Source organism: Paracoccus kondratievae (assembly GCF_009301415.1).
Lineage (GTDB): Bacteria > Pseudomonadota > Alphaproteobacteria > Rhodobacterales > Rhodobacteraceae > Paracoccus > Paracoccus kondratievae.
Genome location: NZ_CP045073.1, coordinates 505673 through 521127 on the forward strand (window position 1 = coordinate 505673; position 15455 = coordinate 521127).

At 62.7% G+C, this 15455-nt stretch carries 16 protein-coding genes and 1 pseudogene; 8 read left to right on the forward strand and 9 right to left on the reverse strand.

All coding sequences use genetic code 11. The features are described from left to right. Window positions 1-2 precede the first annotated feature (2 nt). The 4 genes from F8A10_RS13795 to F8A10_RS13810 are packed head-to-tail and all read left to right on the forward strand — an operon-like array spanning window position 3 to window position 3799. A complete protein-coding gene (locus tag F8A10_RS13795; protein WP_010394303.1) occupies window positions 3-974 on the forward strand; it encodes an ABC transporter permease in 972 nt (323 codons plus the stop codon). Between the two features lie 3 nt (window positions 975-977). After that, on the forward strand, window positions 978-1856 hold the full coding sequence (locus F8A10_RS13800) for an ABC transporter permease (protein WP_406611796.1): 879 nt from the start codon (window positions 978-980) through the stop codon (window positions 1854-1856). Between the two features lie 3 nt (window positions 1857-1859). Then, window positions 1860-2852 (forward strand): ABC transporter ATP-binding protein, encoded by a 993-nt coding sequence (locus F8A10_RS13805; RefSeq protein ID WP_010394297.1) that lies wholly within the window; start codon window positions 1860-1862, stop codon window positions 2850-2852. Continuing rightward, complete coding sequence (locus F8A10_RS13810; RefSeq protein ID WP_085502690.1) at window positions 2849-3799, forward strand: ABC transporter ATP-binding protein; 951 nt, start codon at window positions 2849-2851, stop codon at window positions 3797-3799. The genes F8A10_RS13805 and F8A10_RS13810 overlap by 4 nt, the downstream gene beginning before the upstream one ends. A 58-nt stretch (window positions 3800-3857) precedes the next feature. Here F8A10_RS13810 and F8A10_RS21450 read toward each other — a convergent pair whose 3' ends face one another. After that, entirely contained in the window at window positions 3858-4067 is a 210-nt protein-coding gene (locus tag F8A10_RS21450; protein WP_227493507.1) for a hypothetical protein, read from the reverse strand. A gap of 68 nt (window positions 4068-4135) precedes the next feature. Beyond that, window positions 4136-4303, reverse strand: a complete 168-nt coding sequence (locus F8A10_RS21455) for a hypothetical protein (protein ID WP_227493508.1) — start codon at window positions 4301-4303, stop codon at window positions 4136-4138. A 142-nt stretch (window positions 4304-4445) separates the two neighbouring features. On the opposite strand from F8A10_RS21455, the gene F8A10_RS13820 reads away from it, so the two are divergent. Then, window positions 4446-4886, forward strand: coding sequence for a MarR family winged helix-turn-helix transcriptional regulator (locus tag F8A10_RS13820; protein ID WP_227493509.1), 441 nt, complete (start codon window positions 4446-4448; stop codon window positions 4884-4886). Window positions 4887-4977: 91 nt separating this feature from the next. Here the strand turns inward: F8A10_RS13820 and F8A10_RS13825 are convergent, their stop codons facing one another. Genes F8A10_RS13825 through dsbD form a run of 4 tightly spaced genes read right to left on the reverse strand, consistent with a single transcriptional unit; the run spans window position 4978 to window position 8879 of the window. Then, the gene (locus F8A10_RS13825; protein ID WP_085502688.1) at window positions 4978-5607 is read right to left on the reverse strand and encodes a DsbA family protein; all 630 of its coding nucleotides are present in this window, start codon (window positions 5605-5607) and stop codon (window positions 4978-4980) included. 36 nt (window positions 5608-5643) lie between these two features. Then, on the reverse strand, window positions 5644-6291 hold the full coding sequence (locus F8A10_RS13830; RefSeq protein ID WP_152367608.1) for a DsbA family protein: 648 nt from the start codon (window positions 6289-6291) through the stop codon (window positions 5644-5646). A 9-nt stretch (window positions 6292-6300) separates the two neighbouring features. Beyond that, entirely contained in the window at window positions 6301-7113 is an 813-nt protein-coding gene (locus F8A10_RS13835; RefSeq protein WP_152367609.1) for a TlpA disulfide reductase family protein, read from the reverse strand. Then, window positions 7110-8879 carry a protein-disulfide reductase DsbD gene (gene dsbD, locus F8A10_RS13840; protein WP_152367610.1) on the reverse strand — a complete coding sequence of 590 codons (1770 nt, stop codon included), beginning with the start codon at window positions 8877-8879 and terminating at the stop codon, window positions 7110-7112. The genes F8A10_RS13835 and dsbD overlap by 4 nt, the downstream gene beginning before the upstream one ends. A 95-nt stretch (window positions 8880-8974) precedes the next feature. Between dsbD and F8A10_RS13845 the strand changes: the two genes are divergently transcribed. Then, window positions 8975-9655: a response regulator gene (locus F8A10_RS13845; RefSeq protein ID WP_152367611.1), complete on the forward strand. Its 681-nt coding sequence runs from the start codon at window positions 8975-8977 to the stop codon at window positions 9653-9655. After that, complete coding sequence (locus F8A10_RS13850) at window positions 9652-11019, forward strand: sensor histidine kinase (protein WP_152367612.1); 1368 nt, start codon at window positions 9652-9654, stop codon at window positions 11017-11019. Before F8A10_RS13845 ends, F8A10_RS13850 begins: the two co-directional genes overlap by 4 nt. Window positions 11020-11049: 30 nt before the next feature. On the opposite strand, the gene F8A10_RS13855 is transcribed toward F8A10_RS13850, so the two are convergent. Next, window positions 11050-11751 carry a L,D-transpeptidase gene (locus F8A10_RS13855; RefSeq protein WP_176224567.1) on the reverse strand — a complete coding sequence of 234 codons (702 nt, stop codon included), beginning with the start codon at window positions 11749-11751 and terminating at the stop codon, window positions 11050-11052. A gap of 161 nt (window positions 11752-11912) precedes the next feature. On the opposite strand from F8A10_RS13855, the gene F8A10_RS13860 reads away from it, so the two are divergent. Next, a complete protein-coding gene (locus F8A10_RS13860) occupies window positions 11913-12551 on the forward strand; it encodes a DsbA family protein (protein ID WP_152367613.1) in 639 nt (212 codons plus the stop codon). Window positions 12552-12577: 26 nt separating this feature from the next. On the opposite strand, the pseudogene F8A10_RS13865 reads toward F8A10_RS13860, so the two are convergent. Next, window positions 12578-14098 (reverse strand): annotated as a pseudogene (locus F8A10_RS13865) (AbgT family transporter). Continuing rightward, window positions 14091-15278, reverse strand: a complete 1188-nt coding sequence (locus tag F8A10_RS13870) for an amidohydrolase (RefSeq protein ID WP_152367614.1) — start codon at window positions 15276-15278, stop codon at window positions 14091-14093. The pseudogene F8A10_RS13865 and the gene F8A10_RS13870 overlap by 8 nt, the downstream one beginning before the upstream one ends. Window positions 15279-15455: the final 177 nt, after the last annotated feature.

Here is a 15455-nt window from a genome sequence, read left to right on the forward strand (position 1 = left end):
AGATGTTCAAAGCTATCCTCAGGCAGCTGCTTTACGTAGCGGCCCTGATCCTTGCGGTCCTGGTCCTGAATTTTCTGCTGATCCAGCTTGCCCCCGGTGATCCGGCCGAGGTCATCGCCGGTGAAATGGGCGGAGCCAATGCCGAGGTCATGGCCGCGATCCGCGAGCAATACGGGCTCGACAAGCCGGTACTGACCCAGCTGGCCCTGTATCTGGGCCGCGCATTGCAAGGCGATCTGGGCACCTCCTATTTCTACAATCGCCCGGTGGCCGAACTGATCCTGTCGCGCCTTGGACCAACGCTGCTTCTGGTGGCGACCGCGCTGGCTTTTGCGCTGATCATCGGCACGCGGCTGGGAATGCTGGCATCGCGCAATCCGCGCGGGATCGCCTCGGCACTGGTCACGGTGCTGTCGCTTGTCGGATATTCGGCACCGGTGTTCTGGACCGGGCTGATGCTCGTCATCTTGTTTGGCGCAACCATACCGCTGTTTCCGATCGCCGGGATGATCGACGTGGTGAAACAGGGTGGCCCGCTGGGCCGTGCACTGGACATCGCCCATCATCTGGTTCTGCCGGCGTTGACGCTGGGGCTGGTCTATCTGGCGCAATACAGCCGCCTGACCCGCGCCGCGATGCTTGAGGTTTTGGGCGCGGATTACATCCGCACCGCCCGCGCCAAAGGGGTCAGCGAGCGGCAGGTCTTTGGCCGCCACGCCTTTCGCAACGCCCTGCTGCCGGTCGTGACCGTCGCGGGCATGCAGTTCGGCACCATCATTTCGGGCGCGGTCCTGGTCGAGACGGTGTTCAGCTGGCCAGGACTTGGGACGTTGGCCTTTCAGTCGATTCTGGCCCGCGACTATCCCACTGTGATGGGTATCCTGTTCTTTTCCACTCTGATCGTCATCATCGCGAACCTGCTGACCGATTTCATCTCGCGTCTGCTGGACCCGCGCCTTGCCGGAGGTCGCTAAGACATGACCGCGCCCGCCAGAACCACGGTTCCAGCAGCCCGCGGCCCTATGGCCGAAGCCTGGGACATCTTTCGCCGCAGCCCTGCCGCCATGCTTGGCCTGTTGCTGCTGGGGCTGGTCATCCTGATGACCGTTGCCGGACCCTTTCTCTATCAGGTCGATCCGTTCGAAATCGTCTGGGCTCCGCTGACACCGCCGGGCGAGGAGGCGACAATTCCGCTTGGCACCGACAACCTTGGCCGCGACATCCTTGCCGGGCTGATCGAGGGCGGTCGCGCCACGCTGGCCGTCGGCTTTTCCGCCGCGCTGATCACCATGCTGATCGGGGTGGTGATCGGCGCCTACGCAGGCTTTTACGGCGGCTTTGTCGATGACATGCTGATGCGCGTCACCGAGTTCTTTCAGGTCCTGCCTCCGCTGCTGTTTGCCATGGTGGTGGTCACGTTGTTTCAGCCGACACTTATCAACGTGGCGCTGGCGATCGGCATCGTCAGCTGGCCCCAGACCGCACGACTGACCCGGTCCGAGTTTCGGCGCATCCGCACGCTGGAATATGTCAGCGCCATGCGCGCGGTCGGCGCGGGCGACGGCAATATCATCTGGCGCGTCATCCTGCCTAATGCTTTGCCTCCGCTGATTGTTTCGGCCACTCTGACCATCGGCATGGCCATCCTTTTCGAGGCAGGGCTTAGCTTTCTTGGCCTGTCGGACCCCAATGTCATGTCCTGGGGCCTGATGATCGGCACCGGACGCGAATATCTGCTGGACGCGTGGTGGGTGGTGACCCTGCCCGGCACGATGATCTTTCTGACCGTTCTGGGCATCAGCCTGGTCGGAGACGGGCTGAACGACGCCTTCAACCCCTGGATGAGAGAACGCTGAGCCATGATGACCGAACCCGTTCTGGACATCCGCAACCTCAAGGTCGATTTCGTCACCCGCCGCGGCGTGGCCCATGTCCTTGATGACGTGTCCTTCAGCGTCGCCGCTGGTGAGCTTTTGGCCATTGTCGGCGAATCCGGCTGTGGCAAAAGCATGACCGCGCTGTCGATCCTTGGGCTTATCCCCTCACCCCCGGGCAGGATCGTCGGCGGCAGCATCCTGTTTCAGGGTCGCGACCTGACCCGGTTGCGGCAATCTGAGCTGCGCCGGATCCGGGGCGGCGATATCGCCATGATCTTTCAAGAGCCCATGACCTCGCTTAACCCGGTCTTTACCTGCGGTGAGCAGATCGCCGAGGCGGTACGCCTGCATCAAAAGGTCAGCCCCAGGGCCGCGCTTGCCCGCGCGGTCGAGATGCTGCGCGCCGTGGGCATCCCCGAACCCGAGCTGCGCGCCCGCGCCTATCCGCACCAGCTGTCAGGCGGGATGCGCCAGCGCGTGATGATCGCCATGGCGCTGTCCTGCGAACCAAGGCTGCTGATCGCGGATGAACCGACGACGGCGCTGGATGTGACCGTGCAGGCGCAAATCTTTGCGCTGCTTGACGAGTTACGCCAGAAAACCGGCACTGCGATCATTCTGATCACCCATGACATGGGCGCAGTGGCCGAAATGGCGGACAAGGTCGCGGTCATGTACGCTGGTCGCATCATTGAGCGCGGTCCGGCGGATGCGGTTCTGGACAACCCCGGCCATCCCTACACGCGCGGGCTGCTTGCCAGCATTCCGCGCATCGACGCCGATCCCGACGCCGACCTGCCCGAGATCCCGGGCATCGTACCGGCCCTGACCGATCTTGGCCGGGGCTGCGCCTTTGCACCGCGCTGCGCGCTGGCAGTTCCGGCCTGCAACGCAGCCCAGCCGCATCATGTCGCGATGTCCCGGGACCACTCGGCCGCCTGCATCCGGCTGCAAGCCAATGAGGTTTCCGCATGAGCCAGCTTCTTTCCGTCCGCGACCTCAGGGTGCATTTCCCGACCGGGCGTGGCGGCACGATCCATGCGGTCGACGGCGTCAGCTTTGACATTCCACGCGGGCAGACACTGGGGATCGTCGGTGAATCCGGCTCGGGCAAGACCACGACGGCGCTGGCGGTCATGCGCCTTGCCCCGATCACCAGCGGCAAGATCGACCTTGACGGCATCCCCATCAGCCGCATCGAGGGCCAGGAGCTGCGCCGCGCCCGGCCACGCTTTCAGATGGTCTTTCAAGACCCCTTCTCATCCCTGAACCCGCGCGACCGGGTGGGGCGGATCATCCGCCAACCCATGGACCTGCTGGGTCTGCTTCAGCCACCCCAGCGCGATGCCCGGGTCGAAGAGCTGTTGGCTCAGGTCGGTCTGCGCCCCGAGCTGAAATCGCTGTACCCGCATCAGTTCTCGGGCGGGCAGCGCCAGCGCATCGGGCTGGCGCGGGCACTGGCGACCAAACCAGATCTGATCGTTTTTGACGAGCCAGTCTCGGCGCTGGATGTGGCGGTGCAAGCCCAGGTGCTGAACCTGATCCGACGATTGCAGCGGGAAACCGGGCTGACCTATCTGTTCATCAGCCACGATCTTGGCGTCGTCCGCCATGTCTGCGACGAGATCGCCGTGATGTATCTGGGCAGGATCGTGGAAAAGGCGTCGGCTGCGCGGATATTTGCCTCTCCCCGGCATCCCTATACGCAGGCGCTGATCGCCGCCGCCCCCTCGCTTGCGCCCGAGCATCGGCGCCGCGGCGGCGGGGCACGGCTGCAAGGCGATCCGCCAAGCCCGGTCAACCTGCCGCCGGGATGCCCCTTTGCCTCGCGTTGCCCAATCGCGGTCAACGACTGCCGTAGCCGGGTCCCCACGTTGCGCGAGCTTGCCCCCGGCCAGGCCGTTGCCTGCCATCTGGCCTGACTGGCTGCCTGCAAGCTGCACGGAGCTTTGTGAAAGAGCCAATGCGTTACGCCGCAATTTACACATTGCGACGGCGCAACCGGCCCTTCATCATTAACCCATCGCGAAGATTGAGCCCAAGCAAGGTGATATTCACCGCCCCTGCAATCAACTCGATCGCCTGCACGATGTAGAAATAGGCATCAAACTCATCAGCTTTGGCCTTAAAGGCCAGAAACAGCGCCGCCGGGATCAAAAGCAACAACCCATTCACGACAATGATCGGCATGCGCCGCAGCTTTGCGTCGGCCAGCCTGCCTCGGCGACCTCGCATTAAGGAAAACCCGGTCCCTCCGGTCAGGGCCAGCGCGGGGACCAGCAGCAAAAACCCCATGGAATAGCGGTCTTGACCTCAACAACTGCTGCTAAACCCAAAAACAGCTCTGAAATCACTGTCGAAAGCCAGAAACCTGCAACCGTCAGGAAAGCGACTAATCCGGCGATAGGGTGGATGATCTTTGGCATGACGCTTTCCTTTACAGAGCAAAATTGTAATTATGATGTCGATTTGGTATTATGATTACAATTAGATCTTTGACACCATGGTGTCAACCTAAGCACGGAGAGGAAAGTGCAGCAAAAGGCGGCAATCCCAGAGGGCGAAGCCTTGACCGGGCTGATCCTGACCATGTTCCGCGTGAACAACCTGACGCTTGGCTGGGGGGACAGGCTGGTTGCGCCATTCGGCCTGACCAGCGCACGCTGGCAGGTTCTGGGCGCAATCGTTCTGTCAGAAATGTCACGCCCTGTGGCCTGGATCGCCCGCGATCTTGGCGCGAACCGTCAGAACGTTCAGCGCATCGTGAATGATCTGGAAAAAGAAGGGCTCGTCGAGTTTCAGCCCAACCCCCACCATCGCCGCGCGCAACTGGTGGTGCTGACCGAAAAGGGGCGCCAAGCCTATGAAGCGGCAATCGACGCCTATACCCCCCGGGTGAATGCGCTGGCAAAGGACCTGTCAGCCGAGGAAATCCGAACCGCGCACCGGGTCATGGCCACGCTGCGCGAACGGCTGGAGGCCGAGGCTGATCAGGAAGGACAGTCCTGACCATCATCGCCCCACCCAGGGACGACCACCGTCAGGCCGCCGCATCCCTGCCTGTCAGGATAGTCAGCGGCGCATCAGCCTTGGCGACACCCTACCCCAGGGTTTCTCTCGCACGTTCCACCAGCCCGCGCAGATCGGCGAGGCTGTATTGGCCAAAGGCGCCCTCATCGCCCGCAACAAAAGTCGGGGTACCGACCAGCCCCATATGTTCGGCCAGCATATGGCTCATCGAAATATGGCGCTCGATCTGTTCGGCAGCCATGTCGCGTTCAAGCCGGGCGATATCCAGACCGACCTCTCGCGCGGCGCGCATGGTTGCAACCTCGGTCACGCGGCCCTTGGTGCGAAACAGCGCGGTATGCATCTGCCAGTATTTCCCCTGCTGCAATGAAGCCAAAGAGGCGCGCGCGGCAAATTCCGAATCCTCGCCGAAAACCGGCCATTCACGAAAGACGACCCGCAGGTTCTTGTCCGAGGTGATCAGCCGGTGCATCGGATCGACCATCTTACGGCAGAACGGGCAGTTATAATCAAAGAACTCGGTCAGGGTGATGTCCCCCTGCGGATTGCCCAGAACCGGCGAGGTCGGGTCACGCTCAAGCGCCTTGCGCAGATCCTCGGGCATCGGGTTCTCACGCGTTTTCTTTGCAAGGGCCGGACGGCCCAGAACCGGCAGCGACAGCAGGCTCGCGCCCGCGAGGATCAGATTTCGGCGTTGCATGGGATCTCCTTTTTATAAAGTGGCGGGCGTTTCAGCTTAGATTTGACCTCGCGCCTCAGCGATGGCGCGACGCAGGCGGTTTTCGTCCATGGCACCCGGATAGACCGTTCCGCCGATGACAAAGACCGGCGTGCCGCCAAGGCCCAGCCCCGCCGCCTGCGCCGAGTTGCGCGATAAAAGCCCGTCCCACCGATCACGTTCGGCGCGATAGGCAGTCAGGGCAGTCCCGGGGTCAATGCCGGCCGCGTTCAAAACCTCGTGGATCTGATCCTGGGACAGCCGCGCGTCGGTCGCCATCAGCGCGTCATGGGCCTGATGATAGCGACCCATCGACACAGCGCCGAGCACCAGCTGACTGGCCAGAACCGAAGGTGCGCCAAGGATCGGCCAGTCCTTCATCACCAGCCGGATATCGCCTTCATCGCGGACCACCCGACTTAGCATGGCATGGCCCATCTTGCAGTAAAGGCATTGGTAATCGAAATATTCAGCAACGGTCAGTGCGCCTTGTTGATTGCCCAGCACCGGGTTGTCAGGATCGTGCAGCGCCTGGTCGATCACCGCATCGGGCGTCGGCTTTACGCTGGCACCCTGTCTGCGGCTCAAAAGAAGCGCCCCTGTGGCAAGACCGGAAATGCCAAGGCCAGTGGTCGCGGCAAGAATATCGCGCCGGGTGATACTCATAACGTCTCCTTATCTTAGCTGCGTGGTCATTGCCGCCTGCGCAATCATGCGGGTCAGGGCGGCACGCGAAATCTCACCCGTATGGGACGCGACCAGCCTGCCCTGCGCGTCAAAGATCAGCGTCGAGGGCAGGCCGATAGCACCCAGCTTTCCCATCAACCGGCTTTGCGGGTCACTGATCATCCCCTGTCCGGGCAGGCCCTCAGCAACAAGAAAGCCCGCAATCCGGCGCAGGTCATCCCCCTGATTGACAAAGGCGAAATCGATGCCGGGGCTATTCGCGGCCAGATCGACCATCATCGGCATCTCGCGCCGGCACGGCGGGCACCAGGTCGCCCAAAGATTCAGCACCAACGGGCGGCCGCGCCCGGCAAGCTGCACCGCCTTTCCATCCAGCGTCAGCAACTGGATATCAGGCACGCTAAGCACAGGACGCGGAAGCGCGGCGATGACGACCTGATGCGCCAGAAAGGCGACCGCTCCGCCCAGAACCAACGCCAGACCCGCGCCGTGCACGCGGCGGAAAAGCATAAACAGCAGCAGGGCTGCGCCAGCGACCCAGCCCGCAGCAGGCAGAAAGCCGCCTTGCCACAGCTTCAACGCGTCCAGCGGATGGCTGGCAAAGCTGGACCAGTTCGCAAGGACGAAGCCAGCCCGCGCGGCAAGAACCCAGACCAGCGCCGCGATAATTGGCCAGCGCACCGCATCGCGCCCTTTTGCCCGCGCTGCGACCTCAGCCAGCACAAAGAACAGGGCAAACGCCACCACGGCGGCAAAGCGTGCGCCGTCAAGGACCAACGGCCCGATCGAGATCGCATTCACAGCCCGATCTTCGCAATCGAGGCCAGCAGCGCGGCGCTGTCCATCGCGCCGATCAGCCGGCTGCCCGAAGCCTCAGCCCGCGAAGGATCCAGAAAGATCATCGTCGGCGGGCCAGCAGCAGCCAGATCCTGCATCAGCGCCTGTGCCTCGGCGTTAAAGCTGGTAACGTCCAGCCGGATCGGTGCCAGATCAGCCAGCGCGGCATGAACGGCGGGATCGGCCAGAGGCCCGCGCTCGATGGCGCGGCATGTCACGCACCAGTCAGCGGTAATGTAAACCAGCGCCGGACGCCCCTGAGCCGCGGTCAGGGCACGGCCAAGCTCGTCACGGGTCGAGACCTCGGCAAATTGTGGCCCTGCCTTGGTCGGAGCGGGCACGTCCCGTCCGGCAAGCGGCGCCAGCGGGCCCAGGGGATCACCGGCCCCCAGCGCCGCACCAAAACCCTGAACCAACCCGGCGAAAAGCAATAGCACCCCCATAGCCGCGCCAAGCCGCCGCGTACGCGTCGTATCGCATTCAAGCCGGTCCAGCGCACCCAGAAAGACCGCCATCCCGACCAGCAGGGCCGACCAAAGCGCCAGCGTCGCCGGACCCGGCAGCACCCGCCCCGCCAGCCAGATCGCAAAGCCCAGAAAGATCACGCCAAAGGCGCGTCTCGCGCCCTCCATCCAGCCACCGCTGCGGGGCAGGATGCGCGGACCAAAAAGCCCGATAGCAAGCAGCGGCAGCCCCTGTCCCAGCCCCAGCGCAAACAGCGCCCCAGCCCCTAAAATGACATCTCCGGTCTGGGCGATATAGATCAGCGCCCCGGCCAGCGGCGCGGTCACGCAGGGGCCAATGATCAACGCCGAGGTAAGGCCCAGCACCATAGCCCCCCCGACCGAGCCGCGACGGCTCCCGGCCCGGCCAAGGCGGGATAACAGCGCCTGCGGCAGGCGCAATTCGTAAAAGCCGAACATCGACAGGGCCAGCACCACGAATAGCACCGCAATGACAGCGATCGCGGCGGGCGATTGCAGCACCAGTTGCAGGTTCGCCCCCGACCACGCCGCAGCCACACCGAGCAGACCAAAGGCCACCGCCATCGCCAGCACATAGGCGCTGGTCAGCAACAGACCCCGCCGCGCGGTCAGACTTTCACCCTGCGCGGCGAGCATGCCCGCGACGATGGGCAGCATAGGAAAGACACAAGGGGTAAAGGCCAGCAGCAAGCCGAAGCCCAGAAAAGCCGCGATGACCAATGCACCCCCGCCGCGCAGGGCAAGCCCCTGCACCAGCCCCTGATCCTGCGCCAGCGTCAGCCGCAGCCCGGGGCCAGCGGCCTGCGGCCTCCACCCCGCGCCTGCTTGGGCATCGCCTGCCATCAGCTTGCCCGTAGCGTCCAGCCGCGCGGTTTGTGGCGCATAGCAGATACCATCCTGCTGACAGCCCTGCCAACGCAGGGTCACCGGCCGATCCATCCTTTCAAGCCGGACCGAGACCGCGTCGCGATAGATCTGGCCCGTGCCGAAATAGGGGTCATCGTGAACCTCGCCCCCGGGCAAAGAAAGCGGCAGGCTCTGGCCGCCCGCCTCGGCAGAAAATTCGCTGCGGTAAAGATAATACCCCTCGGCGATGCGCCAGTTCAGCGAAAGCCCTGTTTCTCCATCGTGGCTGACGGAAAGGGCAAAGGCCTCATGCGGCGGCAAAGGTGCCTTGTGTGACTGGGCAGTGGAGGCGCTGGCGGCAAGGACCGCGATCAGCAGCGCCACAAGTGCGGGGAACAATCTCGTTATCATGGGCTCTGGCTAAAGACGCGACCTTAAGCCCACCTTAAGCTTTATCAACGATAGCGTGATCGTCACGAATTGCGGGGAAAACCATGCGCCTCTTGATTGTCGAGGACGATCCGGCCCTTGCAGACGGGTTAAGCGTCGGCCTGGGCCTGTCCGGATTCACCGCCGATGCGGTCGGAACACTGGGTGATGCCCGCGCCGCGCTGACGGGTGGCGGCTTTGCCGGCATGGTGCTGGACATCATGCTGCCCGATGGTTCGGGTCTGGACCTGTTGGCCGAGCTGCGCGCCGCGGGGTCGCGCCTGCCAATCCTGCTGCTGACGGCGCGCGATCAGGTACGCGACCGGGTACAAGGCCTTGATGCAGGGGCGGACGATTACCTTGGCAAGCCCTTTGACCTTGCGGAACTCGCCGCCCGCCTGCGCGCCATGCTGCGCCGGCAAGAGGGCCGGGCGGCGGCAGTGATCGAATGGAACGGGTTGCAGCTGGACCCGGCCACCATGCAGGGCAGGCGCGACGGTACGGATATCCCCTTTTCGCGCCGCGAGTTCACCATTCTTCAGGCGCTGATCGAACACCCCGGCGCGATCCTTGCCAAATCGGTGCTGGAAGAGCGGCTCTATGGCTGGCAGGCCGAAGTAGAGAGCAACACGGTCGAGGTCCATATCCACAAGCTGCGCGCCAAGCTTGGCCCCTCGTTCATCGAAACGGTCCGCGGGGCAGGCTATCGGCTGGGCAAGCCCGGCGAACAGGACGGTGGGGCATGAACTCGATCCGCAAACGGCTGTTCGTGATCCTGCTGGTCGCCACCGGCATCATCTGGCTATCTGCGATGGGCTGGATTCAGCATTCGACGCGGGTCGAGGTCGGCCATGTTCTGGACCGCCGCCTGCAGGAATCGGCCCGCATGGTCGCCTCGCTGATCCGTCGCAACGGCGGCATCGCCGCCCCCGATGCAGCTATGCTGGTCGACGAAGCACCGGCCCTGGCAGGCACCGGACCGCATGATTATGCCCGACAGCTGATCTGTCAGGTCTGGGGCTTTGACGGCCAACTGAAAAGCGAATCCGACGGCGCGCCATCGGGCCAGCTTGCCCGGCAGGAAGGGTTCAGCGAGCGCGAGGCCGACGGCGAGGTCTGGCGCGTCTATACCCATGTGGACCGCGAGATGGGCGTGCGCGTCATGGTGGGCGATGCACACTCGATACGTGAACGGCTGGTGCATGACGTCGCGATGGGACTGCTCGCACCCGCCCTGCTGATCCTGCCGCTGCTGGCGGTACTGATCTGGCTGGCGGTGCGCGGCGGGCTGGCGCCGCTTGACCGGCTGACTCAGGCGCTGTCGCGCCGTCCGGCGACCGATTTAAGCCCGCTGCGTCAGGTCGATACAGCCTCGGAGCTGCGCCCGATGATCGAGGCACTGAACGGCCTGTTCCAGCGCGTCGAGGGGCTGCGCGAGCGCGAGCGCAGCTTTACCGCCTTTGCCGCGCATGAACTGAAAACCCCGCTGGCCGGGCTGAAAACGCAGGCGCAAGTCGCCGCAATGGCCCCGGACACGGCAACCCGGGATCGGGCGCTGGGGCAGATCGCGCGCGGGGTGGACCGCACTGACCGGATGGTGCGCCAACTGCTTGATATGACAGCGGCCGAGAACGCCATCGACAGCGGCGCACCCCCGCAAGAAGGCGCGCGCATCCTTGCCGATGTCGCCGATGCGCTGGTGATTCTGGCGCAATCGCGCGGCGTCACCCTGCGGCTTGAGACCGGAGAAACCCAGTGGCGCACCACGCAGGCAGCCCTGCTGGCACCGGCACTGCGTAACCTGCTGGAAAATGCAATCCTCGCCTCGCCCAAAGGCGCGTGCGTCGAGGCACGGCTATTGCGGGACGGCGACACTGTACGCTTTGCGGTGCTGGACCGCGGCCCCGGTATTGCCGAGGCAGACCGCCCTCATGTCATCGAACGCTTTTATCGCGGTGCGTCCAGCCCCTCGGGCGGGGGCAGCGGGCTGGGCCTTTCGATCGTTGCCGCCGCGGTCCGGACGATGGGGGGTGAGCTGCGCCTGTCCCCGCGCCACAATGGCGGAGAGCGGGCAGAACTGATCCTGCCCGCCGCACCCCGCACCACCTGATCACATTTGGGGGTCGCCCGCTGCGCAGGCTCAGAAGATGGTGACCTGCGTGCCGATCTCGACCAGCGGGTAAAGCCTTGCGATATGTTCGTTATAAAGCCCGTAGCAACCGCTTGAGGATTTACGGCCAATCTTGCGCGTATCATGGGTGCCGTGAATCAGATAGGCCGGCCAGGACAGATACAGGGCATAGACCCCCAAGGGATTGTCCGGCGCCCCGCCTTCGACCCGCTGCGGCAGACTGGGATCGCGTTGACGCATACTGGGGGTTGGCGTCCAGGTCGGGTTCTCGGCCTTGCGCACCACCTCGGTCCGGCCGCGCTTGGTCAGCTCTTCCGACACCGGGATCGAAGAGGGGAACAGCAGATAGGTGTTCCCGTCGCCCGACCAGTAATGCAGCGCACGCGATGAGATGTCCGCCAGAATGACCCCCTTGCCAAGCGAGGGGTAGAACTCGCTCCAATGCCGATTGCGGAACGAAGACAGGTTGCGGCGGCTGTCTTTGGTCGGGTCGATCTGATAGACGCCCACATCCGGCGCCTGCCCGGCAGCCGCCGAGCCATAAACGGCCTGCCCCGTCGTCGGATCAATGGCCTGAGCCGATGCAAGCCGCGGCAGCGCCAGCCCTCCGGCGATCAGCCCGCCCAGAAACGCACGTCTGCTTGCTGTGCCATCCACAGTCGCCGTTTTGCGGCGCGGATCATGCGGGGGTTGGTGGCAAGGTTGATTCATATTTCACGCTCCAGTCGTTCGGGGTATCGGATCCCGCGCCCGAATGGGCGAGAAAGCTTAACACCAGCTTAAGGGTGATCAGGCGCGAACAGTTCTGCGCTTAAGGCTTGGTTAAGGCCCGCCGCCTATCAATGCGCTCCAGATCGCAGAAGGACAGGCCCATGCCAGACAGAACACTCCCCTCTCGCAACCGGCGCGAATTCCTGCAGACCGGCCTTGCGACAGGAGCCGTCATCATCACCGGCATCCCTGCCTCTGCACAGGAAAATCCCATGCCTGACGGGCTGCGTCAGGCGCTTGAACATGAAAAGCTGGGCGCAGTTCTGGGCAATCCCTCTGGTGATGTGACGCTGACCGAGTTCTTTGATTATAACTGCCCATATTGCCGCGCTTCGGTCGCTGACCTGCACCGGCTGATCCTTGAGGATCAGCAGTTGCGGGTGGTGCTGCGGGAATGGCCAGTCTTTGGTGCCGGATCACTTTATTGTGCAAAAGTCTCACTCGCCTCGCTGCGACAGGGAAAGTTCTGGCAGTTCCACACCAGCCTGATGCGCATCAAAGGTCCGGCGGATGACAAAAGCGCCATCGCCACCGCCAGCTCGGTCGGCCTCAACATGGGTGAGCTGCGCCGCGACATGGAGGACATCAATATCGCCCGCCAGATCGAGCATTCCTGGATTCTGGCCGAAAACATGGGGCTGTCCGGAACACCCACCTACATCGCCGGGGACTTCGGCGCGTTCGGCCAGCAATCCCTGGACGAGCTCAGGTCGATGATCGCAGAGGTGCGCGGGGCCTAGCCCAGCGCAAACTGCGCGCCGATCCTTTACGGATAGCTGACGGGAGTGCCGAACCCGACCGGCAGATCCAGAAAATACCACAGGACGATCAGGATCAGATATCCCAGCGAATAGGCGATGCTATAGGGGATGATCGCGCTGAAGATTGTCCCCATCCCCACATTGCGGTCATATTTCTGCGCCAATCCCAGCAGCACAGGAAAAAAGGCGTTCAGCGGAGTCAGCGGGTTGGCGACACTGCCTCCCATACGGTGGATCGCCTGCGTCAGCGCCGGATGGACACCAAGCTGCATCATCATTGGAACAAAGACCGGCGCAAAGACCAGATAACGCGCCGAACCGCTGATGATAAACATGTCCGCAACCGCTTCCAGCAGAAAGAACAGTATTAGGACAGCCACAACCGGCACCGCCAGCTGGGTCAGTGCCTGCCCGCCCCGAATGGCCAGTACCGCGCCCAGGTTCGATTCATTGAAAAGATACAGGAACTGGCTGACCACGATGGCGATGACAATAAAGGGAGAGACCGTCTTGACCGCCTCGGTCATCAGCCGCGCAAGATCGCTTAGGTTGCCGATCTTGCCGGTGCCAACCCCGAACACCGTCCCGGCCAGGAAAAAGACCATCAGCAGCAACGGAAAGATCAGTCACATCAGCGGTGCATCGACCACCAGCGAACCCGAGGGCGAACGCAGAAAGCTGTTTTGCGGAATCGCTGCGACGATGACGGCCAAAAGGAACAACCCAACCGCCAGATAGCTGCGCCGCAGCGCCCGGCGCTCGACATCCGTGACCACGATATCCGGCGTCCCCGCCAGTTCGCCTTCGTATTTTCCAAAGCGCGGCTCGACAAAGACCACCGTCACGAAGGTGGCGATGGCAGCAACGACGATGGTGCTGGTCGCGAGCAGGTAATAGCCGTTCAGAATGTTCATGTCAAAGCTCTCATCATAAAGATGCGCCGACTGAACGCTGATCGGGGTCAGGATCACATCGAAACCGCCCGGGATAACGCTGACGCCAAAGGCGCCTCCGACCACGGCATAGCCAAGAAACAGGCCGACCAGCGGGTGCCGGCCCATGCCCAGAAAGACGCTAGCCGAAAGGGCCGGAATGATGGCAAAGGACACATCCCCCGCCACATTGCCGATGGCAGCGATGCAGGCGATGGCAAAGACGACATAAATGCCGCGGACATTGCGCAGAGATTGCTTAATCGCGACGGTAAAGAAGCCGACCTGTTCGGCAATACCGGTTACGGCGGCCATCACGATGACCACTGCCAACACCGGAAAGTTTTGCAGGTTCGCCGTCAGCCTGCTCATCCAGGTCAGAATACTGTCGATTGTCAGCATGCTGCGGACAGCGATCACCTCTCCTGACTGGGGGTGGGTGGCGGTGACACCCGCCCATGACAAAAGCGCCGAAAGCAGCAGTACCAGCGCGATAATGCCCAGAAATATCGCCAGAGGATGGGGGATCTTGTTGCCGATACGCTCGACCGCACTCAGAAACCCGCGCTTTTCGATGATGACCGCATCACTCATTAATTAACCCTTTGCCGCCCGAGAGGCATTCGATCGCGTATTGCGCATGCAGCGCCGCACCCAGAACCAGTGAGTTTTCGTCGATATTGAAATTCGGATGATGATGCGGAAAGTCTGAGCCCAAAGAGGGATCTCGGATGCCGATAAAAGCAAAAACCCCGGGATAGCTGTCGAGGTAATCGGCAAAATTTTCAGACGCCATCAGCGTGTTGAACTTGGTCATTGACGAGGACAGGCCCAGATTGCGGACCGCCTGTTCGGCAATGCGGCTGAAGGTGGGATGGTTCTCAACAATCCCGCAACCCAAACCCCATTCAACCGTCGCCGTCGCCCGAAAGGTCTCGGCCGCGGTAATGGCCATACGCTCGACCGCCTGCACCATCTCAGCCTGAATCCGGGGCGAGGTGGTGCGCAAGGTCCCCTCGATCATCACTTCTTCGGGGATGATATTCGCGCTTTCGCCACCGGCGATTTTGCCAAAGCTTAGCGAAACCGGGGCAAGCGGGTCGATCTCACGGCTGGTGATGGTGGCGCAGTTCATCACGATCGCAGCCGCGGCGATGATCGGATCAACGCCGCGATTGGGATAGGCGCCATGGGTGCCGCGCCCCTTGACCCTGATCGACAGCTTTTTCCCGGAAGCCATCCTTGATCCCGCCTCGACCGAGATCTTGCCGGTCTCAAGCTCTGACCAAAGGTGAATCCCAAAGATGGACTGAATGGGGAATCGGGCCAGCTCGGCCTTGATTTCGGCGGTGCCCATTCCGACCTCTTCGGCCTGCTGGAAGCAAAGCTTTACCGAACCCTGCAGCGCATCGCGATTGGCCCAAAGGATGCGCGCCGCAGCCAGCAGCATGGCGACATGTCCATCATGGCCACAGGCGTGCATGACGCCGGGCACGGTCGAGATATAATCCAGATGGCTATTCGCCTCATGGATCGGCAGCGCGTCCATATCAGCACGCAGGGCGACCATCGGCTCGGCCCGCGCGCCGCTGATCGTCGCAACCAGCCCGTAATCCCCGACCCGGACATAGGGGATGCCGATCCCCTCCAGCTCTGTGGCGATCAGCTGCGAGGTCTTTTCCTCTTGCAAGGATAGTTCGGGGTTGGCGTGCAGACGTCGCCGGATAGCAATCATGTAGTCATGCTGAGCCCGAGCCCCTGCAAGAATATTCATCCGCTTCTCCTCCTGCGCGATCAGCGCGATTGCCTGCCGCAGCAGGAACAGAATTCTGGCAGACCTCTTACAAAGCCGGACCACAGCAAAGACGCCCGTCAGAGGTGACCAGGCGTAATGCTAACCATCTGGTTTCATACCCAGAAATACCTTATAAAGATCGCATCCATGCTGAAC